Consider the following 18,516-nt stretch of genomic DNA (forward strand, 5'->3'; position numbering starts at 1 on the left):
GCCTGGTACGTTTGACCCGCATGAACGCCCGCGGTTGCGTTGCCGGGCGGGAACGGCATGCCCCGCTTCTTGCCTAATGTTCAGTCGCCAAGGGTGAGGAGGATGCGTTATGTCCATCCGGGCGAAGGGGACCGTCACGCAGGGATCGATCGACCGCGCTCCCGCTTCATTGATTCCGGCCGAAGATCTGGGCCGCATCTTTATGGCCATTCCGGTGCCATGTCTGGTCCTCGATCCGGATTGCAAAATCGTCGCGGCCAACGACGCCTACCTGCGGAATACCGCGGCTCATCCGTCCGACATCCTCGGCCGCCCGATCTTCGACATCCTTTCGGCCACGGCCGAAGACCCCGCGGCGGTGACATCGCTGCTGCGTCAGTCCCTCGAACGCGCATGCGCGAATTGCGTGCCGGACGCGATGCCGACGCAGCACCATTTCTTCCGCCGCCCTGCCGCGGCAGGCGGGGGCGTCGTCGAATGCCACTGGCGCGCGATCAACGCCCCGATACCGGGCGAAGACGACCGGCCCGGCTACATTGTGCATTGTCTGGAAGACGCCGGCGACCGCGATGCACTCGAAGCGCGCATCGCGGCACTCGAGCGAGAACTGTTCCAACGCACCGGGGAGCACGATGCGAACGCGATGCCGCTGAGCAGCGACGAGCAGAAACTGCGACTTTCGCAGCGGGTCGGACGCACCGGCACGTTCGAATGGGACATCCCCGCCGACACAGTGCACTGGTCGGCGGAAATCGCGGCCCTGTATGGCTTCCCGGCAAAGGCGTTCGAGGGCCCGTATGCCGGATGGCGCGAATCGATCCATCCTGAAGATCGCGCGACACTCGAACAGCGGGTGCAGGAAGCACTGCAGACCGGCAGCGTCGAGGCCGAATGGCGTGTCCTGTGGCCCGACGGGTCGGAACACTGGCTCGCCGGGCGCGCGGTGATCCATCATGACGACGCGCATCGGCCACTACGCATGCTGGGCGTGAACATCGACATCACCGACCGCAAGCTCATTGAAGACATGCTGCGCCGCGAAGCGCGCCACGACCCGCTGACCGGCCTGCCCAATCGCGCCCTGCTCTACGAGACGGCCTGCCATCTGCTGCCGGCCATGCGCCGCGGGCATCATCTCGCCGCCTTCCTGTTCATCGATCTCGATCGGTTCAAGCCCATCAACGACACTTACGGGCACGATGTTGGCGACGCCGTGCTCCGGGATGTGGCCAGGCGCCTGACCGAAGGCCTGCGCGGCGAGGACATCGTCGGCCGCCTTGGGGGGGACGAATTCGTCGCCGTGGTGGCGCACATCCACGACAGGGAGGACGTGTCCGGGATCGCAGGCAACCTTCTCGACCGCCTCGCGAGCCCCTACAGCGTCAACGGCGTCGAAGTGCAGGTGTCACCGAGCATCGGCATCAGCATCTTCCCGCAGGACGGCGAGGACGTAGACGAACTGATCAGGCATGCCGACGTCGCCATGTACGCCGCCAAACAGCGCGGGCGCAGCAACTTCCAGTTCTTCCACGGCGGCCCCGGCACAGCGCGCGATGCGTCCTCCTGCGCATGACGAGGCGAGATTCTCTCCCCGTCCATCAAGCAGTCGGGCTGTACGGATGCTGTTCGCGCCAGTGCCTGCGATATCGACGCGCCGGCACACCCACACGCGATCGTGCTTCTCGATGTGGTTGAGGACGCGCTGCAGCGCGCGGAAGCGCCCCGGGCGGCCGAGCAGGCGGCAGTGCATGCCGACCGACATCATCGCCGGACGCTCGTCGCCTTCGGCATCCATCACGTCGAACGCGTCGCGCAGGTATTCGAAGAACTCGTCGTCGTGCGAGTAGCCCTGCGGCAGCGCGAAGCGCACGTGGTTGGTGTCGAGCGTGTAGGGGTCAGCTCACGAAACGGAAAAAAATCGTACGCTAAGCCCCGCCGGACACCCGTAGCGGCCGGAATTTGCCCTGCTTGACGTCCGCCTACGCTGCCAGACCGAGAGCCTCAATGAACCAGTAGGCGGCTCTTGAAGCCGCTAGTCTTGCGTTCTCTTTCCGTCGCACAAGCCGGAAAAGAAAGAGGGGAAGGAAGAAGACCACGAAGAAGATTCCTTCCACGGCGCCTCGCCGCAGAATCTGTCGCCGCTGGCCGAGGCGCTCGCGGCGGCCAATCCGGCCGCGTGGGTCGTGAGCGTGCGCTCGCCCGATCCTTCGGATTTCGGTATCGGCTGGCAGTGGTTCCCGGTGCGCGGCATCACCGAGGAGAATCGCATCGGCCGCATCGCCGCGGCGATGCCTGGCTTCGTCCAGACGGTGCGCCAGTGGCAGAAGGCATCCGGGGTCGGTGTCGAGGCGACGACGCTCGTCGGTTTTTCACAGGGCGCGATCATGGCGCTCGAGTCGACGCAGTTGGCCGACGCGATCGCCGCGCAGGTGATCTCGATCGCGGGACGCTTCGCGCAGCCGCCCAAGGTCCGCCCCCTCGCGACGGTGCTGCATCTCATCCACGGCAAGGAAGACGCGGTGGTCGACCCACGCCATAGCATCGCCGCCGCCGACCGCCTCTCGTTGATGGGCGCTCACGTCGATCTGAATCTGCTGCCCGAAGTGGGCCACACGTTCGATGAAAGCGTGGCCGACCTCGTGTGCGCCGGGCTGCGCAAGGACTGAAAGCCGTGGGCCGCCCGATCGAGCCGGCCGGTTTCCGCGAGGCGGGATGGCATCGCCGCCTGAACGGTGTCGCGCGCGCCCCGGGGCCGTGTCCCTTGCGCCTTGAGTACGATCAAATACGGCGCAGCGGAAAGGCTGCATATTGGATTGGTACAAGCCGATTGGAAGGAAAGACGTGGCTCGCCGCGACACTGCATTGAAGGGGGGGGCTGCTGCTGACCGCCACGATCCTGTGGGGCGGGATGTTTCCGGTGGCGAAGGATGCGCTTCACGTCGTCGACACGTTCTATCTCAACACGTTGCGCTACGGGGTCACTGCGGCGGCTTTCATCCTCGTGCTGTGGCTGACCGAAGGTCGCAAGGCGCTGAGTTTCGACGGAACGTTCCCGTGCACCGGCCTTTTCGGCGCGATCGGCTTCGCTGGGTTCAGCCTGTTCGCCTTCGTTGGCCTCGCTCACACGCAGGCGGCGCACGCTGCGATCATCATGGCGATGCAGCCCATGATCGGGGCGCTGGTCCGCTGGCTGTGGCAGGGGCATCGCCCGCCGCGCATCACGCTGATCTGCATTGCGGCCGCCTTCGCCGGCGTGTTCCTCGTCGTGGCGCGCGGGCAGCTCGACAACCTTTTTACAGGGGCCGGCTGGGGCGACTTGGTGATCGTGCTGGGTGCGGTTAGCTGGGTCGTCTACACACTGGCGGCGGGGAGTTTCCGGGACTGGTCGCCGCTGCGGTATACGGCGCTGACCTGTCTGATGGGTGAGGCGGCGATTGTAGTCGCCACGGTCCTCGCAACGATTGCCGGTCTGGCGAGTGCCCCGTCCCCTCAGAGCCTTTATCCGGCAGGGCCGCAGTTGCTGTATCTGGTCCTGCTTGCATCGATCGTCGCCGTGCTTGCGTGGAATGCGGGCATTCGCTCGCTCGACCCGTTGAGCGGGATGCTTTTCATCAACGTGGTGCCGATCACGGCCTTCCTGATCGGCCTCTATCAGGGGCGGCATTTCGTTGCGGCGGAGCTGATCGGTGCGACGCTCGTGGTGCTCGCGCTGCTCACCAACGGCCTTGCGCTGAAATTCTTCCATGTCCGCTGACAACCGGCGGGCCTAACCACAACGGAGTGTGAACGATGAGCGTGATCGAAGGGGTGACCCGGGATCTCTTGGAAAAGACCGAATTCCTGACGATCGTCACGGAAGGGGCCGACGGGCCACACGTGGTCGGCAATTGGGGCGACTATCTGCGGCGCCTGGGCCTCGACGGGGACAGGATCGTTCTTCCCGCGGGCTACTACCGCAAGACCGAGGAAAACCTGCAACGCAACGCCCGCGTGCAGGTGCTCGCAGCTTCGCGCGTGGTGCAGGGCAGCCACGGCCCGGGTCAGGGCTGTCTGCTGCATGGCGCCGGTGCCTTGGTCAGCGAGGGCGAGCTGGCCGATCGCGTCAAGACCGCTTTTCCGTGGGCGCGCGGCGCCTTGGTGATCGAAGTCGAACGGGTCGAACTCCAGCTCTAGCCAACGCGAAGCCGGTTGCAGCGGCCGTAGCGGCCTGAACCTCACCGCGCCAACTTGGCGCTGCTGGGCCAGACGTAATCGCCCATCAGGTCGATGCGCTCCCAGCCCAGCGGCGCCAGGTACTGCAACGGCGTGGCCGCGGGACCCTGCAGTGCCTTCGTGGCCAGACCGCGTTCCGCAGCACCTTGGCCCGATAGAGTCCCCAGCCACAATAGTTGTCGTTGGAGCAGAGCAGCCAAGACGACTGTCGTGCCCCGCCGCGCATTCACGCCGCCCTTCCGACCGGCTGTCCAGTCAAGCCAGACCTGGTTTCTCACCGACTGTAACCTTTCCCCCGCGGTTCCCATCCAATGGGCAACAACAGGAGACAGTCATGAGCATATCCGGCGAAGCAGCAGAAGTCCGCGTGCCGGTTTCAGACGCTGCGCTTGCACACAGCATCGTGACCGGCGAGGCGGGGGCCTTCGAACGGTTGATGCGCCAACACAATCGTCGCCTGTTCAGGGTTGCACGCAGCATCCTGCGAGACGATGCCGAGGCCGAGGATGCCCTGCAGGAAGGCTACATCAAGGCCCATCGCGCGATGGCCGGCTTCCGGGGCGATGCACGTCTATCGACCTGGCTGACGCGGATCATCGTCAACCAGGCCCTCGAGCGCAGGCAGCGGTTCCACAACGCGTCCGACGCGCAAGCCGAGGGCGAAGCTGTCATCGAAATCGGCGTGGAGGGCGTACCGGAAACGCCCGAGACCCTCGCGATGCGCAATGACCTGCGGCGCCTTATCGAACACTCGATCGACGACTTGCCCGAGGCATACCGCAGCGTCTTCATCCTGCGTGCCGTGGAGGGCTTGAGCGTCGAAGAGACCGCCGCCTCGCTGGGAATATCCGAGGCGAATACCAAGGTCCGCCTGTTGCGCGCCAGGGCCCGCCTGCGCGAGTCCCTGGGGCAGCGCCTCGGTCCGCTGCTGGAGAACGTCTTCGCGTTCGACGGCCAGCGCTGCGACCGCATCGTGTCGCGAGTTTGCGCCCGCCTTGGGCTTCCGACCGTAGCCGTTTCTGGTCCCGGCACTCGGCTTTCACCCACCACCCCGAGGAGTTCATCATGATTGTCCGCATCAATCCCTTTTTCGCACTCCAAGACCTAGGCCGGCGCCGCTTCCTGGCCGGCACGGGCGCGACGCTGTCCGCCGCGGCGGTCGCCCTGATGGCAGGACGTCCGGCGCTGGCCGCCGGCCAGGGCAGCAAGCATGACGATCTGGAGACGGACGTGCGCATTCTCAACACCGCGCTCGGCGCCGAACTGGAGGCCATCGCTGCCTATGCAATGGGCGCCGGCAGCGGCCTGCTGCAGAAACCCGTCCTGGATCTGGCGGTGCAGTTCCAGGGGCACCACAAGGAGCATGCCGCGGTCCTCGCGAAGACAATCCGCAAACTGGGCGGCACACCGGTTGAAGCGCGCGAGCATTACCAGTTTCCCACCGACGGGCTCAAGACCCAGAATGATGTGCTGGGCTTCGCGGCCGGGCTCGAGCGCGGCGCGGTGAGCGCCTACCTGGGCGCAGTACCGCTGTTCCGCGGACGCGAACTGGCGAGCGCTGCGGCCAGCATCCTGGGCGACGAGGCCATGCACTGGGCCATCCTGCGCCAAGCGCTGGGCCAGGACCCGGTGCCCACGGCCTTCATGTCATGAAACATCGCGCCGCCACCGCCGTGCTGGTGCTGGCGGCATTGGTCTCGCTGCCCGCCAGCGCCATCGCGCCGGGCGATCCGGTCCGCGGCGAGGCCATCTACGCCCGCTGCCAGGCCTGCCACGCACTCGGCTACGACCGTACCGGGCCGAAACATTGCGGCCTGTTCGGACGCCGTGCCGGCGGCGTGCCGGGCTTCCGCTATTCGCCGGCCATGGCACAAGCCGATGTCGTCTGGGACGCGAATACGCTGGACCGTTTTCTCGCCAACCCGACCGGCATGATGCCGGGCACGGCCATGGGCTATGCAGGCATTGCCGATCGGCAGGAACGGGCGGACCTGATCGCGTGGCTGCGACAGGCAAGCGCGTCGCCCATCGAATGTCCGCCGTGAGGCATATATGAAACTCCAGATCGTCTCGGATCTTCACCTCGGACTAGCACCCTGTGAGATTCCTGACACCGGCGCGGAGCTGTTGATCCTGGCGGGAGATATCCACCGTCCGCGAGAAGCGCTCCAGTGGGCCAGGGCGCTGGGGAGACCGGCTATCTATGTGCCGGGCAACCACGAGTATTACGGCTCGAGCATCCCCACGACGAACCGACTGCTACGCGAACTCAGTCGCGACAGCATGGTGACGGTGCTCGACTGTGCCGAAAAGCGCATCGGCAATGTGCGCATTCTCGGCGCAGCACTGTGGACGGATTTCCGTATTGCAGGAGACGAGGCGGCCCGCGAGCAGGCGATGAACGACGCTGTCCGCTTCAGCCGCGATTTCAGCCGTATCACCATAGACGAAGGCCAGAAAGAGCTCTTCACGCCGCATCACTGCGCAGCCCTTTTCGAACGGCATGCAGGTTGGCTCGAAGCGCGGCTCGCGCAACCGTTCGAAGGTATCACCGTGGTGGTGACCCATTTTGCTCCGTCGCCTGAGAGCATCGCGCCGCGCTTCGCCGGGTCGCCGCTCAACGCCTGCTTCGTCTCCGACCTCGAAGCGCTGGTCGCGGGCAGCGGCGCAGTGCTGTGGATACACGGCCACACCCACGACAGCTTCGACTACCGGCTTGGCGGCACGCGCGTGGTGGCCAATCCACGCGGCTATGTGCTCGATGGCACACCTGAAAACCGGCATTTCGAGCCCGCTTTGACGGTACAGGTGGGCTGAACTCCAAGGGCGACGAAGTCGTCCGAACTTCTACCGGAGAACGATCATGCTGCAACGCATCGCACACATCCGCATCAAGAAAACTCTCACAATCTTCACCGCCCTCTCGGTTGTCATGATTGCAGTGGCTCTATCCAGCCTCCCGGCGGTTTCGGCCGGACAGCCGGGGGGAAACAAGCACTCCGGACAGTTCATCTTCCGTTTCGACACCTTTGGCGACGAGGCCCTATGGACCGACACGCTGCGCCTCCACGAGATCATCCAGTCGTCCGTCAGCCCGCGAACCGCTCTTTCGGTTGGTCTGAAGGTGGATGCGACGGCCCTTCCGCCGAATTTCCTGACCAAGAACAACCTCGACGATCCGGCAACCACCGTCGAGTTGATCCGGCGCAACGCCGTGGTCGGTCTCGTGGGAAAGGTCGAAGATGGGCGACTCACGTCGCTCGGCACCACCTGCGCGATCTGCCATTCGACGGTAAACAATTCGGTCGCCCCGGGTATCGGGGAGCGCCTCGACGGCTGGCCGAATCTCGATCTCAATCCAGGGGCGATCATCGCACTTTCGCCCGCACTCACGGAGTCGCAGAAAGCGGCATACAACTCCTGGGGGCCCGGCCGCTACGACCCGCGCTTCAATATCGACGGCATCAACCGGCCGGTCGTCATTCCGCCGGTATATGGGCTGCGGGACGTGCCTTTTGAGACCTTCACCGGCGACGGGAAGATTTCCTATTGGAACAATTATGTCGCGGTCACGCAGATGGGCGGGCACGGAAGTTTTTCCGACCCCCGTCTGGGCATCAACATCGTTCAGACGCCGGACCTCGTAGCGCCGAAACTGCCAGCCCTCCTCGCCTACCAGCTGAGTCTTCCGGTCCCGCCGCCGCCAGCGGACGCGGTGAACCCGACGGCGGCCCAACGAGGCCAGGCCCTATTCGATGGGGCGGCCCGCTGCGGCACGTGCCACATCTCGCCCACCTACACTGATGTGCAAAACGGCCCGAACGCCGACACCCCCTTACTGCATCAGCCGGCGGCGACGGGAATGGAGCCTGTCTACGCGCAGCGCAGCGCCACGCAGAAGTACCGGACGACCCCCTTGCGAGGCCTTTGGCAGCATCCGCCGTATTTTCACGACGGCAGCGCGGCGACCCTGCTAGACGTCGTCAATCACTACGATGCCCACTTCGCCCTGGGTTTGAGCCCCGCGGAAAAATTCGATCTCGTCGAATTCCTCAAGTCGCTATGAGCCGCGAATGCCGGCCGGATGCCTCCGATGATATGACATGCCAGTTCTGGGGGCGCCGAGTTGCGCCCCTACTTGCACCATGAGCCCGGGCGGGGGACGTCTGGGCCGACGGACGCAGCCTCATTCCACTCAGCACACCCGCTCGGCCGGTTCCTTGCAACCGCAACCGGCCTGGTTCGCGATCTGGCGGTGGATCGTCCTGAAGCGCTCCTGGACGCTGTCGCCGAAGATCGGATCGGCGGCGAAGTGGATTGCGGAATCGACGAGGAACCAGTCAGTCTCCGCCAACAACTCGGCGAGGCGCGGGAATATCTCGCGCTCCTCGATGTTCATGTGATCTTTCAGGAAGGCAACGTATTTTCGGACATCGGCTTCGAGCGTCGCACGCGACATCATCGCTCCGGCGGCGGCTGCGTTGAGGTCCGCAGCAAGGATTACGCCGCTCTCCGAAATCCGCCGATGCTGGCCAGCGAGTTCCGAGACAAAGCTTTCCATCGTCGGCTCGCGGGCAAGCAATTGCCGGAATGCGACGTCCTCGCGCGGATGATGGAAGCGGTCGGGATACTGCGTCATGTAGTACACGATGTCCGACATGAGCTCGTAATCCGGCTGCTCGCCGTGGACGAAGAGTTCCGTCTGGGATTGGAGCAGATCGAGCAGCTTGTGGTAATTGGCGTGCTCGGCTTGCCATTTCTGCGTGTGTCCGGACATGACGATCTCCAGCGTTCGTTAGGGGCGATACCGACATCCCGCATGCCGCGGCTGCCGGCACCGGTCTTTTCTGCGCGACTTCATCCTAGGGAGTCCCCCAGGCGCTGGAACTGATTTTTGTCATTCAGGGGCCGGCACGCATGGCCTAAATTCCTCTCGCACTGCGGACCGAACCGCACACCCGAAGAGAGATGAGCCATGACATACGTAGTCACCGAAGCCTGCATCAAGTGCAAACACACCGATTGCGTCGATGTCTGTCCCGTCGACGCCTTCCGCGAAGGCCCCAATTTCCTCGTGATCGACCCACGGGAATGCATCGACTGCACGCTTTGCGTGGCTGAATGCCCCGTCGACGCGATCTTCTCCGAGGACGACGTGCCGGCTGACCAGCGACAATTCATCCCGCTCAACGAGGAACTGGCGAAGGTGTGGATACCTATCGTCGAGGTCAAGCCGGCTCCACCGGATGCCGGGCTGTGGGCGACGGTGAAGGACAAGCTCAAGCTGCTCGAACGCTGACCGCGACGGCCGTCGCGCAGCCACCCGGCTCAGGGGGCGACGATCCGCTGCAGCATGTCCGCACGTACAATCTCGATCCCGCCGGGCCGTGCGGCAAGCCAGCCGGCCTTCTGCCACCGGCTCAGGATGCGGATCACGGTCTCGACCCGCGCGCTCACGAGCTGGCCGATTTCATCGCGGCCGAGGTGCACGTCAACGACGACCGTACCCGCATCGGTCGGCCGGCCGAATCGCTCGATCAGATAACGCATCAGCGCTGCGAGCCGGCGCGGCACCGAACCGGCGCTGACGATATCGATCTTCGCGCGCAGCGCGGCGGTGTGCCGCAGCAGCGCACGGTTCACCGCCAGCGCGACGGCGACGGAGCTTTCCAGGGATTCATACAGCGCTTCTGCGCGGATAGACAGGACGTCGACCGGTCCGCCGATCGCGATGGCGTCCGCCGGGAAGACCTCGTGCTCGAGCGCTGCGGCAAGCCCGATCGCCTCGCCCGGGCGGAACAGGCCGACGACAATGCCTTCGCCGGTCGGCGTCATTTGCCGGATCTGGACAATGCCCGATTCGATCACCGCAAAGTGGCTTGCGCGCTCGCCGGTAAACCACAGCGCTTCCCCAGGATCCAGGCGGCGAAGTCGCGCGCCCCGAGTCAGGCGGGCGAGATCCCCGCAGTCCAGTCTCGAGAACAGTTCGTGCGCGCCGAGCCGCCTGGCCGGCGCGTCGGCAACAACGCTCCACCGCCCTTCGACCGAGGGGCTGGCCGGATGCAACATCGACAATGGAGGCGAATGACCCATGACGTACCCGTGGCTACCTGGTAGGCGCACCCACTACGAAGACTCACGCACGAGCGCGAGCCGGATGCGTTCGATCGCATGTGACGGGCTCAGCCCCTTGGGGCAAACCTCGGTGCAGTTCATGATCGTGCGGCAGCGATACAGGCGATACACGTCGTCCAGGTAGGCGAGCCGCGCCGCGGTCGCCGTGTCACGCGAGTCGGCGATGAAGCGGTACGCCTGTAGCAGGCCCGCCGGACCGATGAACTTGTCCGGATTCCACCAGAAGGAGGGACAGAAGGCGCTGCAGCACGCGCACAGGATGCATTCGTACAGTCCGTTCAACTTCTCGCGCTCCGCGGGCGACTGCAGGCGTTCGCGCTCGGGAGGGACCTCGTTATTGATGAGGTAGGGCTTGATCGAGTGGTAATGCGCGAAGAATTGCGTCATGTCGACGATGAGGTCGCGGATCACGGGGAAACCCGGCAACGGCCGCAACACGACCGGCTCCTTCAGGCCCGGCAGCGACGTGAGGCACGCCAGTCCGTTGCGGCCGTTGATGTTCATCGCATCCGATCCGCACACGCCTTCGCGACAGGAACGGCGGAACGAAAGGCTGTCGTCCATCGTCTTGAGCCGCATCAGCACGTCGAGCAGCTTCTTGTCGCCCGCCTCGGGCGCGACGTCGTAATCCTGCATGCGCGGCTTCGCGTCGGTTTCGGGATTGAAGCGGTAGATGCTGACTCGCACTGTTCTCTCCTCCGCCACTCTTAAGCACCGCCGGCAAAGTGCGCCGCCATCGTCAGCACGACGCGAATGAAAATCGCAAACAGGATCACCGCGATCAGCGCAAGCAAGGGCAGCCGCAGCGCCGGCGCGTGGATGTAGTCGAGGACGATGTCACGCACGCCGATCCAGCCGTGCAGGCACAGCGCGGCGAAGAACACGACGATCAGTACTGCGCCATGCGTGCTCGTCGCCAGCGCGTGCCAGCTTTCATAGCTGCGCGACGGCCCCGTCAGCAGCGTCGCAGCCCCCAGAGCAAGCAGGATCAGCAGCACCAGCGCCGTCACGCGCTGCAGTACCCAGGCCCGTTGCCCGAGAAAGAGCCTCACGACAGCCACCTCACCGCGGCCGCAACTGCAATGATCCCCGCCGCGACGATCGCAGCCCAGGCGCTGGTGCGTGCCGGTGAGAGACGGCTCCCGACGCCGATATCCATCAACAGGTGGCGCACACCGGCGAGTACGTGATGCGCGGCGGCCCAAACGAGAATGACGAGGAGCAGTGCCCGCCAGGGCTCGGATACCAGGTCGCGCAGAGCCTCGAACTCCGACTCACTGCGAAGCGAGCGGTCGAGGGCGAGCGCGAGAAGCGGCAGGCTCACCAGGAGCAGTACGCCCGAAACCCGGTGTCCGATCGATGCGATCGCACCGACTGGGAAGCGGATCTGCGACAGATTCATAAATTTCGGCGCACTAGCCGAGCGTGCTCGCATGTTGGCCTCCCAGGCCGATTCAATGCCAAGAGACGACAAATATCTCCGCGGCGATCCGGAACACCTCAATAGACCCTACCCCGTCGCGCTGCGCCTCGATGCCGCCGCGCCGGCTCGATGGACATGGCAGAGCTGCGCGCGGATGAGCGCCGTCCGTTTCAATATAGCGGGAGCCGCAAAAGCGTCAAATTAAATACATCTTAAAATCCAGCCCCCGAATTGCCGAGCGCTTCGCCGCAGGCGATGAATTCGGACTAGGATGTATTCATCGATTTCCGTTCATGGAGATCCGGCTCAATGACAGGCAGTCGCCCGCAACCGCGGCACATCGGCCCCGCACAGGTGATCGCGGCCCTGTCACGCGGGCTGCGTGTATTCGCGGACCGCCCCGCTCTGCCTGGGGCACTGCGGAAGCTTTGCCGTTCTCGGTGTCGGGCCTGATTTCGCTGCTGTCCGTAGCCGGCCTCGCGCCGATGGGCTTGCCGCCGGTCGGCGACTTTCCTGCTTGCGGTGAGCACGTCAGTCCGCAGTCATCGGAGCATCCGGATTCGCTGCAAGACCTCCCCGCATCATGAGCAAGCCAACCAATACGGTCGGCATGATGACCGCCAGCACCACCAACCCCCTTCCCGCGACAACCTGTTCATCGAGTAGATAGGCATTGCACAGACGAGCCGAAACGTCCTGGTAGAGGAGCCCGGCCACCGCCGTCATCCAGGCCCAGTTACCGATGAAAAAGGTCTGGATCATCGTCCCCGCGCCACGCCACGACAGTTGCAGTGCGCCCCCGGCGGCGAGCAGTGTGGCGAACTTGGCGAGCTCCATTTGCGGCGACAGCAGGGCCTGATCGAGGGCGCGCGGAATCATCCAGAAACCCGATACCAACAGGCACAGCAACAGGCCCGCAAGGCCGTGAGCGTTGATCGTCGCGCAAGCAGCGCGCACCCGCGGCGGCAAGGACGAAGCGAGCACCGTGCCGGCAAGGACCAGCAGCGGAAACTGCAGGAGCATGTGACGCGCCATGTCCGCCTCAAGCCACGAGCGCAACCATGGCGCAGTGCCTGCTGCAACAAGCGTCAGTCCGATGAGCGCACGCTGTCGCGGATTCATTGCGCCCGTCCGCCGGAGCGCGCCGCGGCTGCGCGAAGCGCGCTCCCGATGGCACCGAGATCGTCGATGCGGGTCAATCGGCCGTCCGCCCCCAGCGTATGGATCGCCGCGTTATGCACGAAGCCGCCCATGCCGTCCGGCACGACGACGACCCCGAAGGCATCGAGCAGTCGACGCAGTTCCCGCGCCTCGGCTACCGTCGCCATGCGCCACACGGCGGAGTCGGCCTGCATCTGTCTGGCATAGCGTGCCAGTGCGTCCGGGGTGTCGTGCGTCGGATCGAAGCTGATGCTGATCAGGCGCACACGCTCCTGTAGCCCCTGCTCGAGGATTGCCTGCTGCAGTTGCTGGAATTCATTGCCGAGCACGCGGCACACCGACTCGCAACGCGTGTAGATGAAGTCGACGAGGGCGATGCGGCCATCCGCGGCCAGATCGGCGCGCAGCGAGTCCCCCGTCGAGCGGGCGTCGACGAGGCCGACGTCCGGCATCAGCGGCGGCTGTTCGCGCACGGCGAGGCGGCGTGCGGCCTCGCTGGTGACAACCCGGAAGCCGGCGCTGACCTGCGAGAATGCCGCCACGCCCAGCACCAGCATGAGCATGCACGTGATGACCGTCCGCATGGCGTCTGACAGCTCCCTCCCCTACTTCAGCGTCGCCAGTTCGGCGCCCCCGTTCCACGGTGTGCTGCGGCCAGCGGTGCGCGTGCGCTGCGCCTGGACCGCTTCGGCCGTCACCGCCCCGGCCTGGTTGCCCCACTGGTTGCGGATGTAGCTTGCGACCGCGGCAATCTCGGCGTCGCCCAGCTTGTCGCCGAAGGCCGGCATCTCGCCGTTGAAGGTGTTGCCCGCGACTTCGATACTGCCGTTGACCCCGTGCAGCAGGATCTGAATCAGGACCTGTTCGCTGCCATTGACCCAGGCCGAACCGGCAAGTGGCGGGAACACCTGCGGAATGCCGGTGCCTGCCGCCTGATGGCACGCGGCACAGTTGGCGCCGAAGATCTGCTCGCCATCCACGGCCCTGGCGGGTATGGCTGCGAGCACTTCGGCGCTGCGGCGATCTCCGAGCGCGGGAAGGGTCGCGGGCCGTGCGGCGTAGATGTAGTAGAGCGCCCATGCGAGCAGCACTGCGATCAGTCCGAGCATCAGGCGGGGCACGGGGTTGAAGGATTCGTTCGGATCGCGGTTCTCGCGGCGCTGGGCGTGATCGTTGCGGGATGTGTCGGGCATTTCGGACGGTGCGGCTGCGGGTCAGTTAGAGGCCGGACTGGCGTCGGCGAGTGGCGCCAGCACGGGGAAGGTCCGGTCGAGGGCGAGGAGATAGCTCACGAGATCCTGCGCCGCCTGCGTAGCCACGACCACGCCGCCCGCCGGGGCGAACCGCGGCGGCAAGGCGACCACCTTATCCCCCGGTTCGGCCTGCTTCCTGACCTCGAACAGGTACGGGTAGGCGGGCATGATGCTGTCGGGTGTGTAGGCGCGCGGTTGGTAGAGGTGGCCGAGTTGCCAGTCAGCGCTCGGCTGGCGTGCACCGATGTTGAACAGGTCCGGTCCAGTGCGCATCGTGCCGAGGAGATGCGGGCTGTCGTAGTAGTAGTCACCGGCGACGGAGGGCCGGCCCCAGCCGCGCTTGTCGTCCGGCGCCTGGGAGGGATCGCGCGGCTGCTGCGAGTGGCAGTAGACACACCCTTCCCGGATGTACACCTGCCGGCCGCGCAGCTGCGCATCGGTATAGGGCTTCAGGCCCGGCGTCGGTGGCTCGTGGCGCAATTGCAGGTAGGGCAGCACGACCAGTGAGGCGGTCGCGATGGCCAAGGTCACCATTGCGCCGGAAATCAGCTTGACTTCGTTTTCCATGGTTCAGGCGGTCGGAGCAAGAGGACGTAGAAGGGCGGCGCCGCTACGCCGGGGACCGCGCCCCAGCGCCATCAGCAGGAAATGACCGGCGAAGGCGAGATGGCCGAGCGTCATCAGCGCGCCGCCGACCGAGCGCCCCGCCAGCCAGGGCAGCGTGACGCGCACCGAGTCCATGAACGGCTTGCTGGCGTCGACCATGTTCAGGCCCTGCAACACGCCTGCGGTAGTGAGCGATACGAAGTAGATCGCGAAGCCGATCGTGACCAGCCAGAAATGCACCCCGATCAGCGTCGGATAGGGCCATTCCCGCGACACGATGCGCGGCATCGCGAAGTAGATCGCGCCGAACATCACCAGCGTGACGAAGCCGTACAGCCCGAGGTGGGCGTGCGCGACGGTGAAGTGGGTGAAGTGGGTGACGGTATTGACGCTACGCAGGGCTTCGAACGAGCCCTGGATCGAGCTCAGCGTGTACATCATTCCGCCCAGCACCACGAAGCGCAGCGTCGGTGAATGGCGCAGGGCGGCGAAATGCCCCCTCATCGTCAGGTGCTGGTTGAGCGAGAACGCCACGACCGGCACGATCATCATGATGCTCTGCACGATCGACAGCGTGATCAGCCATTCCGGCACGGGGCCGCCGACGAGGTGGTGGCCACCCACCTGGCCGTAGAAGAACGCGAGGCACCAGAAGCCGATCAGCGACAGGTTGTAGGACTGGATTGGCCGGCCGATGACCTTGGGCAGGAAGTAATAGACGGCAGCGAGCGACAGCGGCGTATAGAAGAGCCCGAGCACGTTGTGGCCGAACCACCAGTTCATCGTCGCCTGCTCGACGCCGAAGTGCAGGTTCGGCAGTTTGGCGACGATGTACAGGACGGGGAACCAGAAGAGCGCGGCCCCCATGTACCAGACCGACACATAGAGGTGCTCGACCTTGCGCCTGCGCAAGGTGAATACGAGCGGCAGTCCGATCATTGCCCCGCCGAACGCGAACAGGACACCCACCTGCCCGGGTATTTCCAGCCACTCCATGCCGTCGGTGATGCCCGCGGCGATGCAGCCGATGCCGATCGCCAGCCCGATGTTCCACAGGACGGCGCCGCCGATCGCAACGCGTGCGCCCTCGAACGTGGTCTTGAGCAGGCGCGGCAGCATCCACAACGCGATCCCGAGCGCCGCCATCGGCGCCCAGCCGTAAGCGACCGCATTGAGATGGATCGTGCGGATGCGCCCGAAGCTCAGCCACGCATACTGCGTCAGCCAGTCGGGCTCGTGCAGCTTGATCGAGCTGGTGAGACCCGCGAGCGACGCCACCAGCAGCCAGAACACGGCGAAGCCGAGCAGCACGAAGGCCGGGCGCGCCGACGAAGCATCAGCGGCGATGCGCGCCTGCAACTCCTTCGCGTCCGGTTCGCCGGCCACGACGGCCATCGTTCGCTGCAGGTCACGCTGTGTGGCGCCCGCCACTGCAGGCTCTTCGACCCGTCCGATCTCGCCGCGCGAAAAAATTTCTTTTGCGGCGGCCGGGTCCGGGTCCAGCAGGCCCTTGCGCAGGGACCAGATAAAAAAGAAGAGCCCGGTTACCGCAATGATGAACGACGATAGCAACAGCGAAGGAATGTCCATGACGAACTGGGGCCGAGAGAGTAGAAGTATTCTGGCAAAATGATATGGTGCGAATACATGTTATTGCGACTTCCCCGTGAAAGCAATATCGTTGCTACATCTTTAACTGCGAGTCGTCCGGATGAAGCTCACCGAATACACCGACTACACCCTGCGAACGCTGATCTTCCTCGGCCTGCACCGCGGCGAGCTGGTGACGATTCAGCAGATCGCCGACAGCTACGACATATCCAAGAATCATTTGATGAAGATCATCCACCGTCTTGGCCAGGACGGCCTGGTCGAGACCGTCCGGGGCCGCAGTGGCGGTGTGGTTCTGCGGAAAGCCCCTGAAGACATCAGCATTGGTGCGGTGGTGCGCGCGTCGGAGCAGGATTTCGCGCTCGTCGAATGCTTCAGCCGTGCGAACAACCGCTGCGTGCTCTCGCCGGTGTGCCGGCTGCAGGCAGGCTTTCGCGAGGCGCTCGAGGCCTTTTTCAAGGTCCTCGACGGCCTGACATTGGCCGACATCCTAGGCAATGCCGCGGAGATCGCGCCCTACATCCCCCTACCCGAACCCCGCTTGCTGGAGAAGCGCACGTGAGCACGGACGCCATCGACATTCCCCGCCGGCTCGTCGAGCAGGCTGCGGACGCGGTCATCTTTGCCGACCGCGACGGAAACATCCGCATCTGGAATGCAGCAGCCGAAGCGTTGTTCGGCTTCTCGCGAGCCCAGGTGATCGGCCAGAGCCTTGACCTGATCATTCCGGATCGGCTGCGCGCGGCGCACTGGGAAGGTTTTCATCGCGCGGTTGCAACTGGTCAGACGCGCCTCGGCGGCCGCGCCGTGATCACCCGCTCGGTCAACGCGGCCGGTGCGACGATTTACGTGGAAATGAGCTTCGCGCTGGTGAGTGACGAACACGGAGAGGTTCTGGGTTCGGTTGCCGTCGCGCGGGACGCGACGCAACGGCGGGACGACGAAAGAAGGCTTCAGCAGCGCATAAGGCAGTTGGAAGAACAACAATCCGCCACAGGAACTCAGGCGCCCGAGTGACAAGGGCATGTTGGACGGCGCCGCCTCGGCCGGGGGCGAATCGGCGCTGTGCCCTCAGCAAGGCAAGAAACATCGAATGGATCAATGGTTCATGGCAAATCTGGGCGACGCGATGCTGGCCGGCGACGAGCTGGACCACGTGTGTGCGCTATTCGAGCTGCAAGGCAACCGGAGCCCCACGACGGCGGTGCTGATGCGGCATGAGAACCTTGGGCGCCTGCACTGCGAGCTAGTGCTGTACTTTCCCCCCGAACTGGCCGATCTCGCCGCGCGAGTGGGGGCGTATCCCTGCGGCAGGCCAACCCTGTCCGGACTGGGCGTTGCAGTCGGTTCTCCACAGCGCCTTGCCGATATTATGGTCGGCGGGATGACTTGAAGGGGGAAAAGGTCGGCCGGCGGTCGTCGAGCTGTCGCGCGGCGTGCCAGACCTGCTACGCAGCACCTTCCTGCCGGTCCCAGTAAGGCTCGGAGCCGAATCGGGCGCCCAGAAAATCAACGAAAGCGCGGACCTTCAGCGGCAGATGCCGGTCGGGTAGATGGACTGCATGGAGAAAATGCTCGACCGGCACGTAACCGGGCAGGACTTCGACGAGCCGCCCCGCCTGGAGCTCCTTCCCGACGATGAAGGTCGGCAGCAGCGCCAACGCCAACCCCAACCTCAACCCCACCCCCCCGGGACAGCGTGGGACATCCATACCGCACTGGAACACCTTAATCGGCGCAACCGCGGGCGATAATCGCGGCGGTGTCACGGATTACCAATACATTTGATCGAATCAACACAGATTGAACCCGTACTCCAAGCACTAGGCTTACACGCAGTCATCGACAAGTTGACATTACCAAGCTAGCGGTCGGTCGACCAATCAGAGACTCCCTGATTCGTTATAGGGTGGAGCACCCGTTCCATGTCGTGAAGAACCTCGTCACGCACCGAGAGACCAGCTACCGCGCTGACGAAGAACGAGGTGCAGCTGTTCTCGCTCTTCGGTCTGGCCAATCTGGTGCTCGCGCGCCGACCGCTGCTGGCGCCTCACGCCCTAGGTGCGTGCTGAAGAGGTGCCAGGGCGCGAAAAGCGGGGCGAAATACCGCCGAAC

The 18,516-nt window shown here is 64.8% G+C and carries 24 protein-coding genes and 2 pseudogenes; 14 read left to right on the plus strand and 12 right to left on the minus strand.

The window, feature by feature from the left end; all coding sequences use genetic code 11:
* The first annotated feature begins 109 nt into the window (after positions 1-109).
* Positions 110-1,573 (plus strand): diguanylate cyclase domain-containing protein, encoded by a 1,464-nt coding sequence (locus tag U5817_RS12410; RefSeq protein WP_191659530.1) that lies wholly within the window; start codon positions 110-112, stop codon positions 1,571-1,573.
* Between the two features lie 25 nt (positions 1,574-1,598).
* Here U5817_RS12410 and U5817_RS12415 read toward each other — a convergent pair.
* Positions 1,599-1,894, minus strand: a pseudogene (locus tag U5817_RS12415) (allantoinase); the annotation flags it as partial.
* A 247-nt stretch (positions 1,895-2,141) separates the two neighbouring features.
* On the opposite strand from U5817_RS12415, the gene U5817_RS12420 reads away from it, so the two are divergent.
* The 8 genes from U5817_RS12420 (at position 2,142) to U5817_RS12455 (ending at position 8,278) form a co-directional block, all read left to right on the plus strand.
* Positions 2,142-2,666, plus strand: coding sequence for a dienelactone hydrolase family protein (locus U5817_RS12420; RefSeq protein WP_407281067.1), 525 nt, complete (start codon positions 2,142-2,144; stop codon positions 2,664-2,666).
* A 251-nt stretch (positions 2,667-2,917) separates the two neighbouring features.
* Complete coding sequence (locus tag U5817_RS12425; protein ID WP_407280937.1) at positions 2,918-3,754, plus strand: DMT family transporter; 837 nt, start codon at positions 2,918-2,920, stop codon at positions 3,752-3,754.
* Between the two features lie 35 nt (positions 3,755-3,789).
* Positions 3,790-4,173, plus strand: a complete 384-nt coding sequence (locus tag U5817_RS12430) for a pyridoxamine 5'-phosphate oxidase family protein (RefSeq protein ID WP_191659527.1) — start codon at positions 3,790-3,792, stop codon at positions 4,171-4,173.
* A gap of 373 nt (positions 4,174-4,546) precedes the next feature.
* Positions 4,547-5,281 (plus strand): RNA polymerase sigma factor, encoded by a 735-nt coding sequence (locus U5817_RS12435; protein WP_191659526.1) that lies wholly within the window; start codon positions 4,547-4,549, stop codon positions 5,279-5,281.
* Positions 5,278-5,865: a ferritin-like domain-containing protein gene (locus tag U5817_RS12440; protein ID WP_191659525.1), complete on the plus strand. Its 588-nt coding sequence runs from the start codon at positions 5,278-5,280 to the stop codon at positions 5,863-5,865. Before U5817_RS12435 ends, U5817_RS12440 begins: the two co-directional genes overlap by 4 nt.
* Positions 5,862-6,257 carry a cytochrome c family protein gene (locus U5817_RS12445; RefSeq protein ID WP_191659524.1) on the plus strand — a complete coding sequence of 132 codons (396 nt, stop codon included), beginning with the start codon at positions 5,862-5,864 and terminating at the stop codon, positions 6,255-6,257. The genes U5817_RS12440 and U5817_RS12445 overlap by 4 nt, the downstream gene beginning before the upstream one ends.
* Before the next feature lie 7 nt (positions 6,258-6,264).
* Positions 6,265-7,029, plus strand: coding sequence for a metallophosphoesterase family protein (locus U5817_RS12450; protein ID WP_407280940.1), 765 nt, complete (start codon positions 6,265-6,267; stop codon positions 7,027-7,029).
* A gap of 46 nt (positions 7,030-7,075) precedes the next feature.
* Positions 7,076-8,278, plus strand: a complete 1,203-nt coding sequence (locus U5817_RS12455; protein WP_407280941.1) for a hypothetical protein — start codon at positions 7,076-7,078, stop codon at positions 8,276-8,278.
* A gap of 129 nt (positions 8,279-8,407) precedes the next feature.
* Here U5817_RS12455 and U5817_RS12460 read toward each other — a convergent pair whose 3' ends face one another.
* Entirely contained in the window at positions 8,408-8,989 is a 582-nt protein-coding gene (locus U5817_RS12460) for a hemerythrin domain-containing protein (protein WP_407280943.1), read from the minus strand.
* A 198-nt stretch (positions 8,990-9,187) separates the two neighbouring features.
* Between U5817_RS12460 and fdxA the strand changes: the two genes are divergently transcribed.
* Positions 9,188-9,511, plus strand: coding sequence for a ferredoxin FdxA (gene fdxA, locus U5817_RS12465; RefSeq protein ID WP_018991727.1), 324 nt, complete (start codon positions 9,188-9,190; stop codon positions 9,509-9,511).
* A gap of 29 nt (positions 9,512-9,540) precedes the next feature.
* Here the strand turns inward: fdxA and U5817_RS12470 are convergent, their stop codons facing one another.
* The 9 genes from U5817_RS12470 to U5817_RS12510 all read right to left on the minus strand — a co-directional run bounded on the left by U5817_RS12470 (position 9,541) and on the right by U5817_RS12510 (position 16,380).
* Positions 9,541-10,305: a Crp/Fnr family transcriptional regulator gene (locus tag U5817_RS12470; protein ID WP_232429001.1), complete on the minus strand. Its 765-nt coding sequence runs from the start codon at positions 10,303-10,305 to the stop codon at positions 9,541-9,543.
* A 33-nt stretch (positions 10,306-10,338) separates the two neighbouring features.
* The gene (locus tag U5817_RS12475; RefSeq protein ID WP_191659520.1) at positions 10,339-11,034 is read right to left on the minus strand and encodes a succinate dehydrogenase iron-sulfur subunit; all 696 of its coding nucleotides are present in this window, start codon (positions 11,032-11,034) and stop codon (positions 10,339-10,341) included.
* Between the two features lie 20 nt (positions 11,035-11,054).
* Positions 11,055-11,399 carry a succinate dehydrogenase, hydrophobic membrane anchor protein gene (gene sdhD / locus U5817_RS12480; protein WP_407280946.1) on the minus strand — a complete coding sequence of 115 codons (345 nt, stop codon included), beginning with the start codon at positions 11,397-11,399 and terminating at the stop codon, positions 11,055-11,057.
* Positions 11,396-11,749, minus strand: coding sequence for a succinate dehydrogenase, cytochrome b556 subunit (gene sdhC / locus U5817_RS12485; RefSeq protein WP_407280947.1), 354 nt, complete (start codon positions 11,747-11,749; stop codon positions 11,396-11,398). Before sdhC ends, sdhD begins: the two co-directional genes overlap by 4 nt.
* A 552-nt stretch (positions 11,750-12,301) precedes the next feature.
* A complete protein-coding gene (locus U5817_RS12490) occupies positions 12,302-12,793 on the minus strand; it encodes a hypothetical protein (protein ID WP_407280948.1) in 492 nt (163 codons plus the stop codon).
* Between the two features lie 95 nt (positions 12,794-12,888).
* Positions 12,889-13,515 (minus strand): SCO family protein, encoded by a 627-nt coding sequence (locus tag U5817_RS12495; RefSeq protein WP_407280949.1) that lies wholly within the window; start codon positions 13,513-13,515, stop codon positions 12,889-12,891.
* Between the two features lie 21 nt (positions 13,516-13,536).
* The gene (locus U5817_RS12500) at positions 13,537-14,124 is read right to left on the minus strand and encodes a c-type cytochrome (protein ID WP_407280950.1); all 588 of its coding nucleotides are present in this window, start codon (positions 14,122-14,124) and stop codon (positions 13,537-13,539) included.
* A 21-nt stretch (positions 14,125-14,145) separates the two neighbouring features.
* Positions 14,146-14,751, minus strand: a complete 606-nt coding sequence (locus U5817_RS12505; protein WP_407280951.1) for a cbb3-type cytochrome c oxidase subunit II — start codon at positions 14,749-14,751, stop codon at positions 14,146-14,148.
* A 3-nt stretch (positions 14,752-14,754) separates the two neighbouring features.
* Positions 14,755-16,380, minus strand: coding sequence for a cbb3-type cytochrome c oxidase subunit I (locus tag U5817_RS12510; protein ID WP_407280952.1), 1,626 nt, complete (start codon positions 16,378-16,380; stop codon positions 14,755-14,757).
* Positions 16,381-16,501: 121 nt separating this feature from the next.
* Here U5817_RS12510 and U5817_RS12515 point away from each other — a divergent pair, with 121 nt between their 5' ends.
* From U5817_RS12515 to U5817_RS12525, 3 genes are all read left to right on the plus strand, one after another.
* Entirely contained in the window at positions 16,502-16,963 is a 462-nt protein-coding gene (locus tag U5817_RS12515) for an RrF2 family transcriptional regulator (protein WP_407280954.1), read from the plus strand.
* A complete protein-coding gene (locus tag U5817_RS12520; protein ID WP_407280955.1) occupies positions 16,960-17,418 on the plus strand; it encodes a PAS domain S-box protein in 459 nt (152 codons plus the stop codon). Before U5817_RS12515 ends, U5817_RS12520 begins: the two co-directional genes overlap by 4 nt.
* Before the next feature lie 76 nt (positions 17,419-17,494).
* Positions 17,495-17,794 (plus strand): hypothetical protein, encoded by a 300-nt coding sequence (locus U5817_RS12525; RefSeq protein WP_407280957.1) that lies wholly within the window; start codon positions 17,495-17,497, stop codon positions 17,792-17,794.
* Between the two features lie 55 nt (positions 17,795-17,849).
* Here U5817_RS12525 and U5817_RS12530 read toward each other — a convergent pair whose 3' ends face one another.
* Positions 17,850-18,062, minus strand: coding sequence for a LysR substrate-binding domain-containing protein (locus U5817_RS12530; RefSeq protein ID WP_407280959.1), 213 nt, complete (start codon positions 18,060-18,062; stop codon positions 17,850-17,852).
* Positions 18,063-18,298: 236 nt separating this feature from the next.
* Here U5817_RS12530 and U5817_RS12535 point away from each other — a divergent pair.
* Positions 18,299-18,473 (plus strand): annotated as a pseudogene (locus tag U5817_RS12535) (transposase); the annotation flags it as partial.
* Between the last annotated feature and the right edge of the window lie 43 nt (positions 18,474-18,516).

The organism is Aromatoleum evansii (assembly GCF_045689615.1).
GTDB lineage: Bacteria > Pseudomonadota > Gammaproteobacteria > Burkholderiales > Rhodocyclaceae > Aromatoleum > Aromatoleum evansii.

Excerpts from the sequence above, each read along its gene's own strand:
- sdhC (WP_407280947.1), bottom strand. The coding sequence starts at position 11,749 with ATGAATCTGTCGCAGATCCGCTTCCCAGTCGGTGCGATCGCATCGATC.
- U5817_RS12445 (WP_191659524.1), top strand. The coding sequence starts at position 5,862 with ATGAAACATCGCGCCGCCACCGCCGTGCTGGTGCTGGCGGCATTGGTC.
- U5817_RS12510 (WP_407280952.1), bottom strand. The coding sequence starts at position 16,380 with ATGGACATTCCTTCGCTGTTGCTATCGTCGTTCATCATTGCGGTAACC.
- U5817_RS12515 (WP_407280954.1), top strand. The coding sequence starts at position 16,502 with ATGAAGCTCACCGAATACACCGACTACACCCTGCGAACGCTGATCTTC.
- U5817_RS12440 (WP_191659525.1), top strand. The coding sequence starts at position 5,278 with ATGATTGTCCGCATCAATCCCTTTTTCGCACTCCAAGACCTAGGCCGG.
- U5817_RS12500 (WP_407280950.1), bottom strand. The coding sequence starts at position 14,124 with ATGCCCGACACATCCCGCAACGATCACGCCCAGCGCCGCGAGAACCGC.
- U5817_RS12430 (WP_191659527.1), top strand. The coding sequence starts at position 3,790 with ATGAGCGTGATCGAAGGGGTGACCCGGGATCTCTTGGAAAAGACCGAA.
- U5817_RS12525 (WP_407280957.1), top strand. The coding sequence starts at position 17,495 with ATGGATCAATGGTTCATGGCAAATCTGGGCGACGCGATGCTGGCCGGC.
- U5817_RS12470 (WP_232429001.1), bottom strand. The coding sequence starts at position 10,305 with ATGGGTCATTCGCCTCCATTGTCGATGTTGCATCCGGCCAGCCCCTCG.
- U5817_RS12495 (WP_407280949.1), bottom strand. The coding sequence starts at position 13,515 with ATGCGGACGGTCATCACGTGCATGCTCATGCTGGTGCTGGGCGTGGCG.
- U5817_RS12505 (WP_407280951.1), bottom strand. The coding sequence starts at position 14,751 with ATGGAAAACGAAGTCAAGCTGATTTCCGGCGCAATGGTGACCTTGGCC.
- fdxA (WP_018991727.1), top strand. The coding sequence starts at position 9,188 with ATGACATACGTAGTCACCGAAGCCTGCATCAAGTGCAAACACACCGAT.
- U5817_RS12460 (WP_407280943.1), bottom strand. The coding sequence starts at position 8,989 with ATGTCCGGACACACGCAGAAATGGCAAGCCGAGCACGCCAATTACCAC.
- U5817_RS12450 (WP_407280940.1), top strand. The coding sequence starts at position 6,265 with ATGAAACTCCAGATCGTCTCGGATCTTCACCTCGGACTAGCACCCTGT.
- U5817_RS12490 (WP_407280948.1), bottom strand. The coding sequence starts at position 12,793 with ATGCTCCTGCAGTTTCCGCTGCTGGTCCTTGCCGGCACGGTGCTCGCT.
- U5817_RS12455 (WP_407280941.1), top strand. The coding sequence starts at position 7,076 with ATGCTGCAACGCATCGCACACATCCGCATCAAGAAAACTCTCACAATC.
- U5817_RS12435 (WP_191659526.1), top strand. The coding sequence starts at position 4,547 with ATGAGCATATCCGGCGAAGCAGCAGAAGTCCGCGTGCCGGTTTCAGAC.
- U5817_RS12410 (WP_191659530.1), top strand. The coding sequence starts at position 110 with ATGTCCATCCGGGCGAAGGGGACCGTCACGCAGGGATCGATCGACCGC.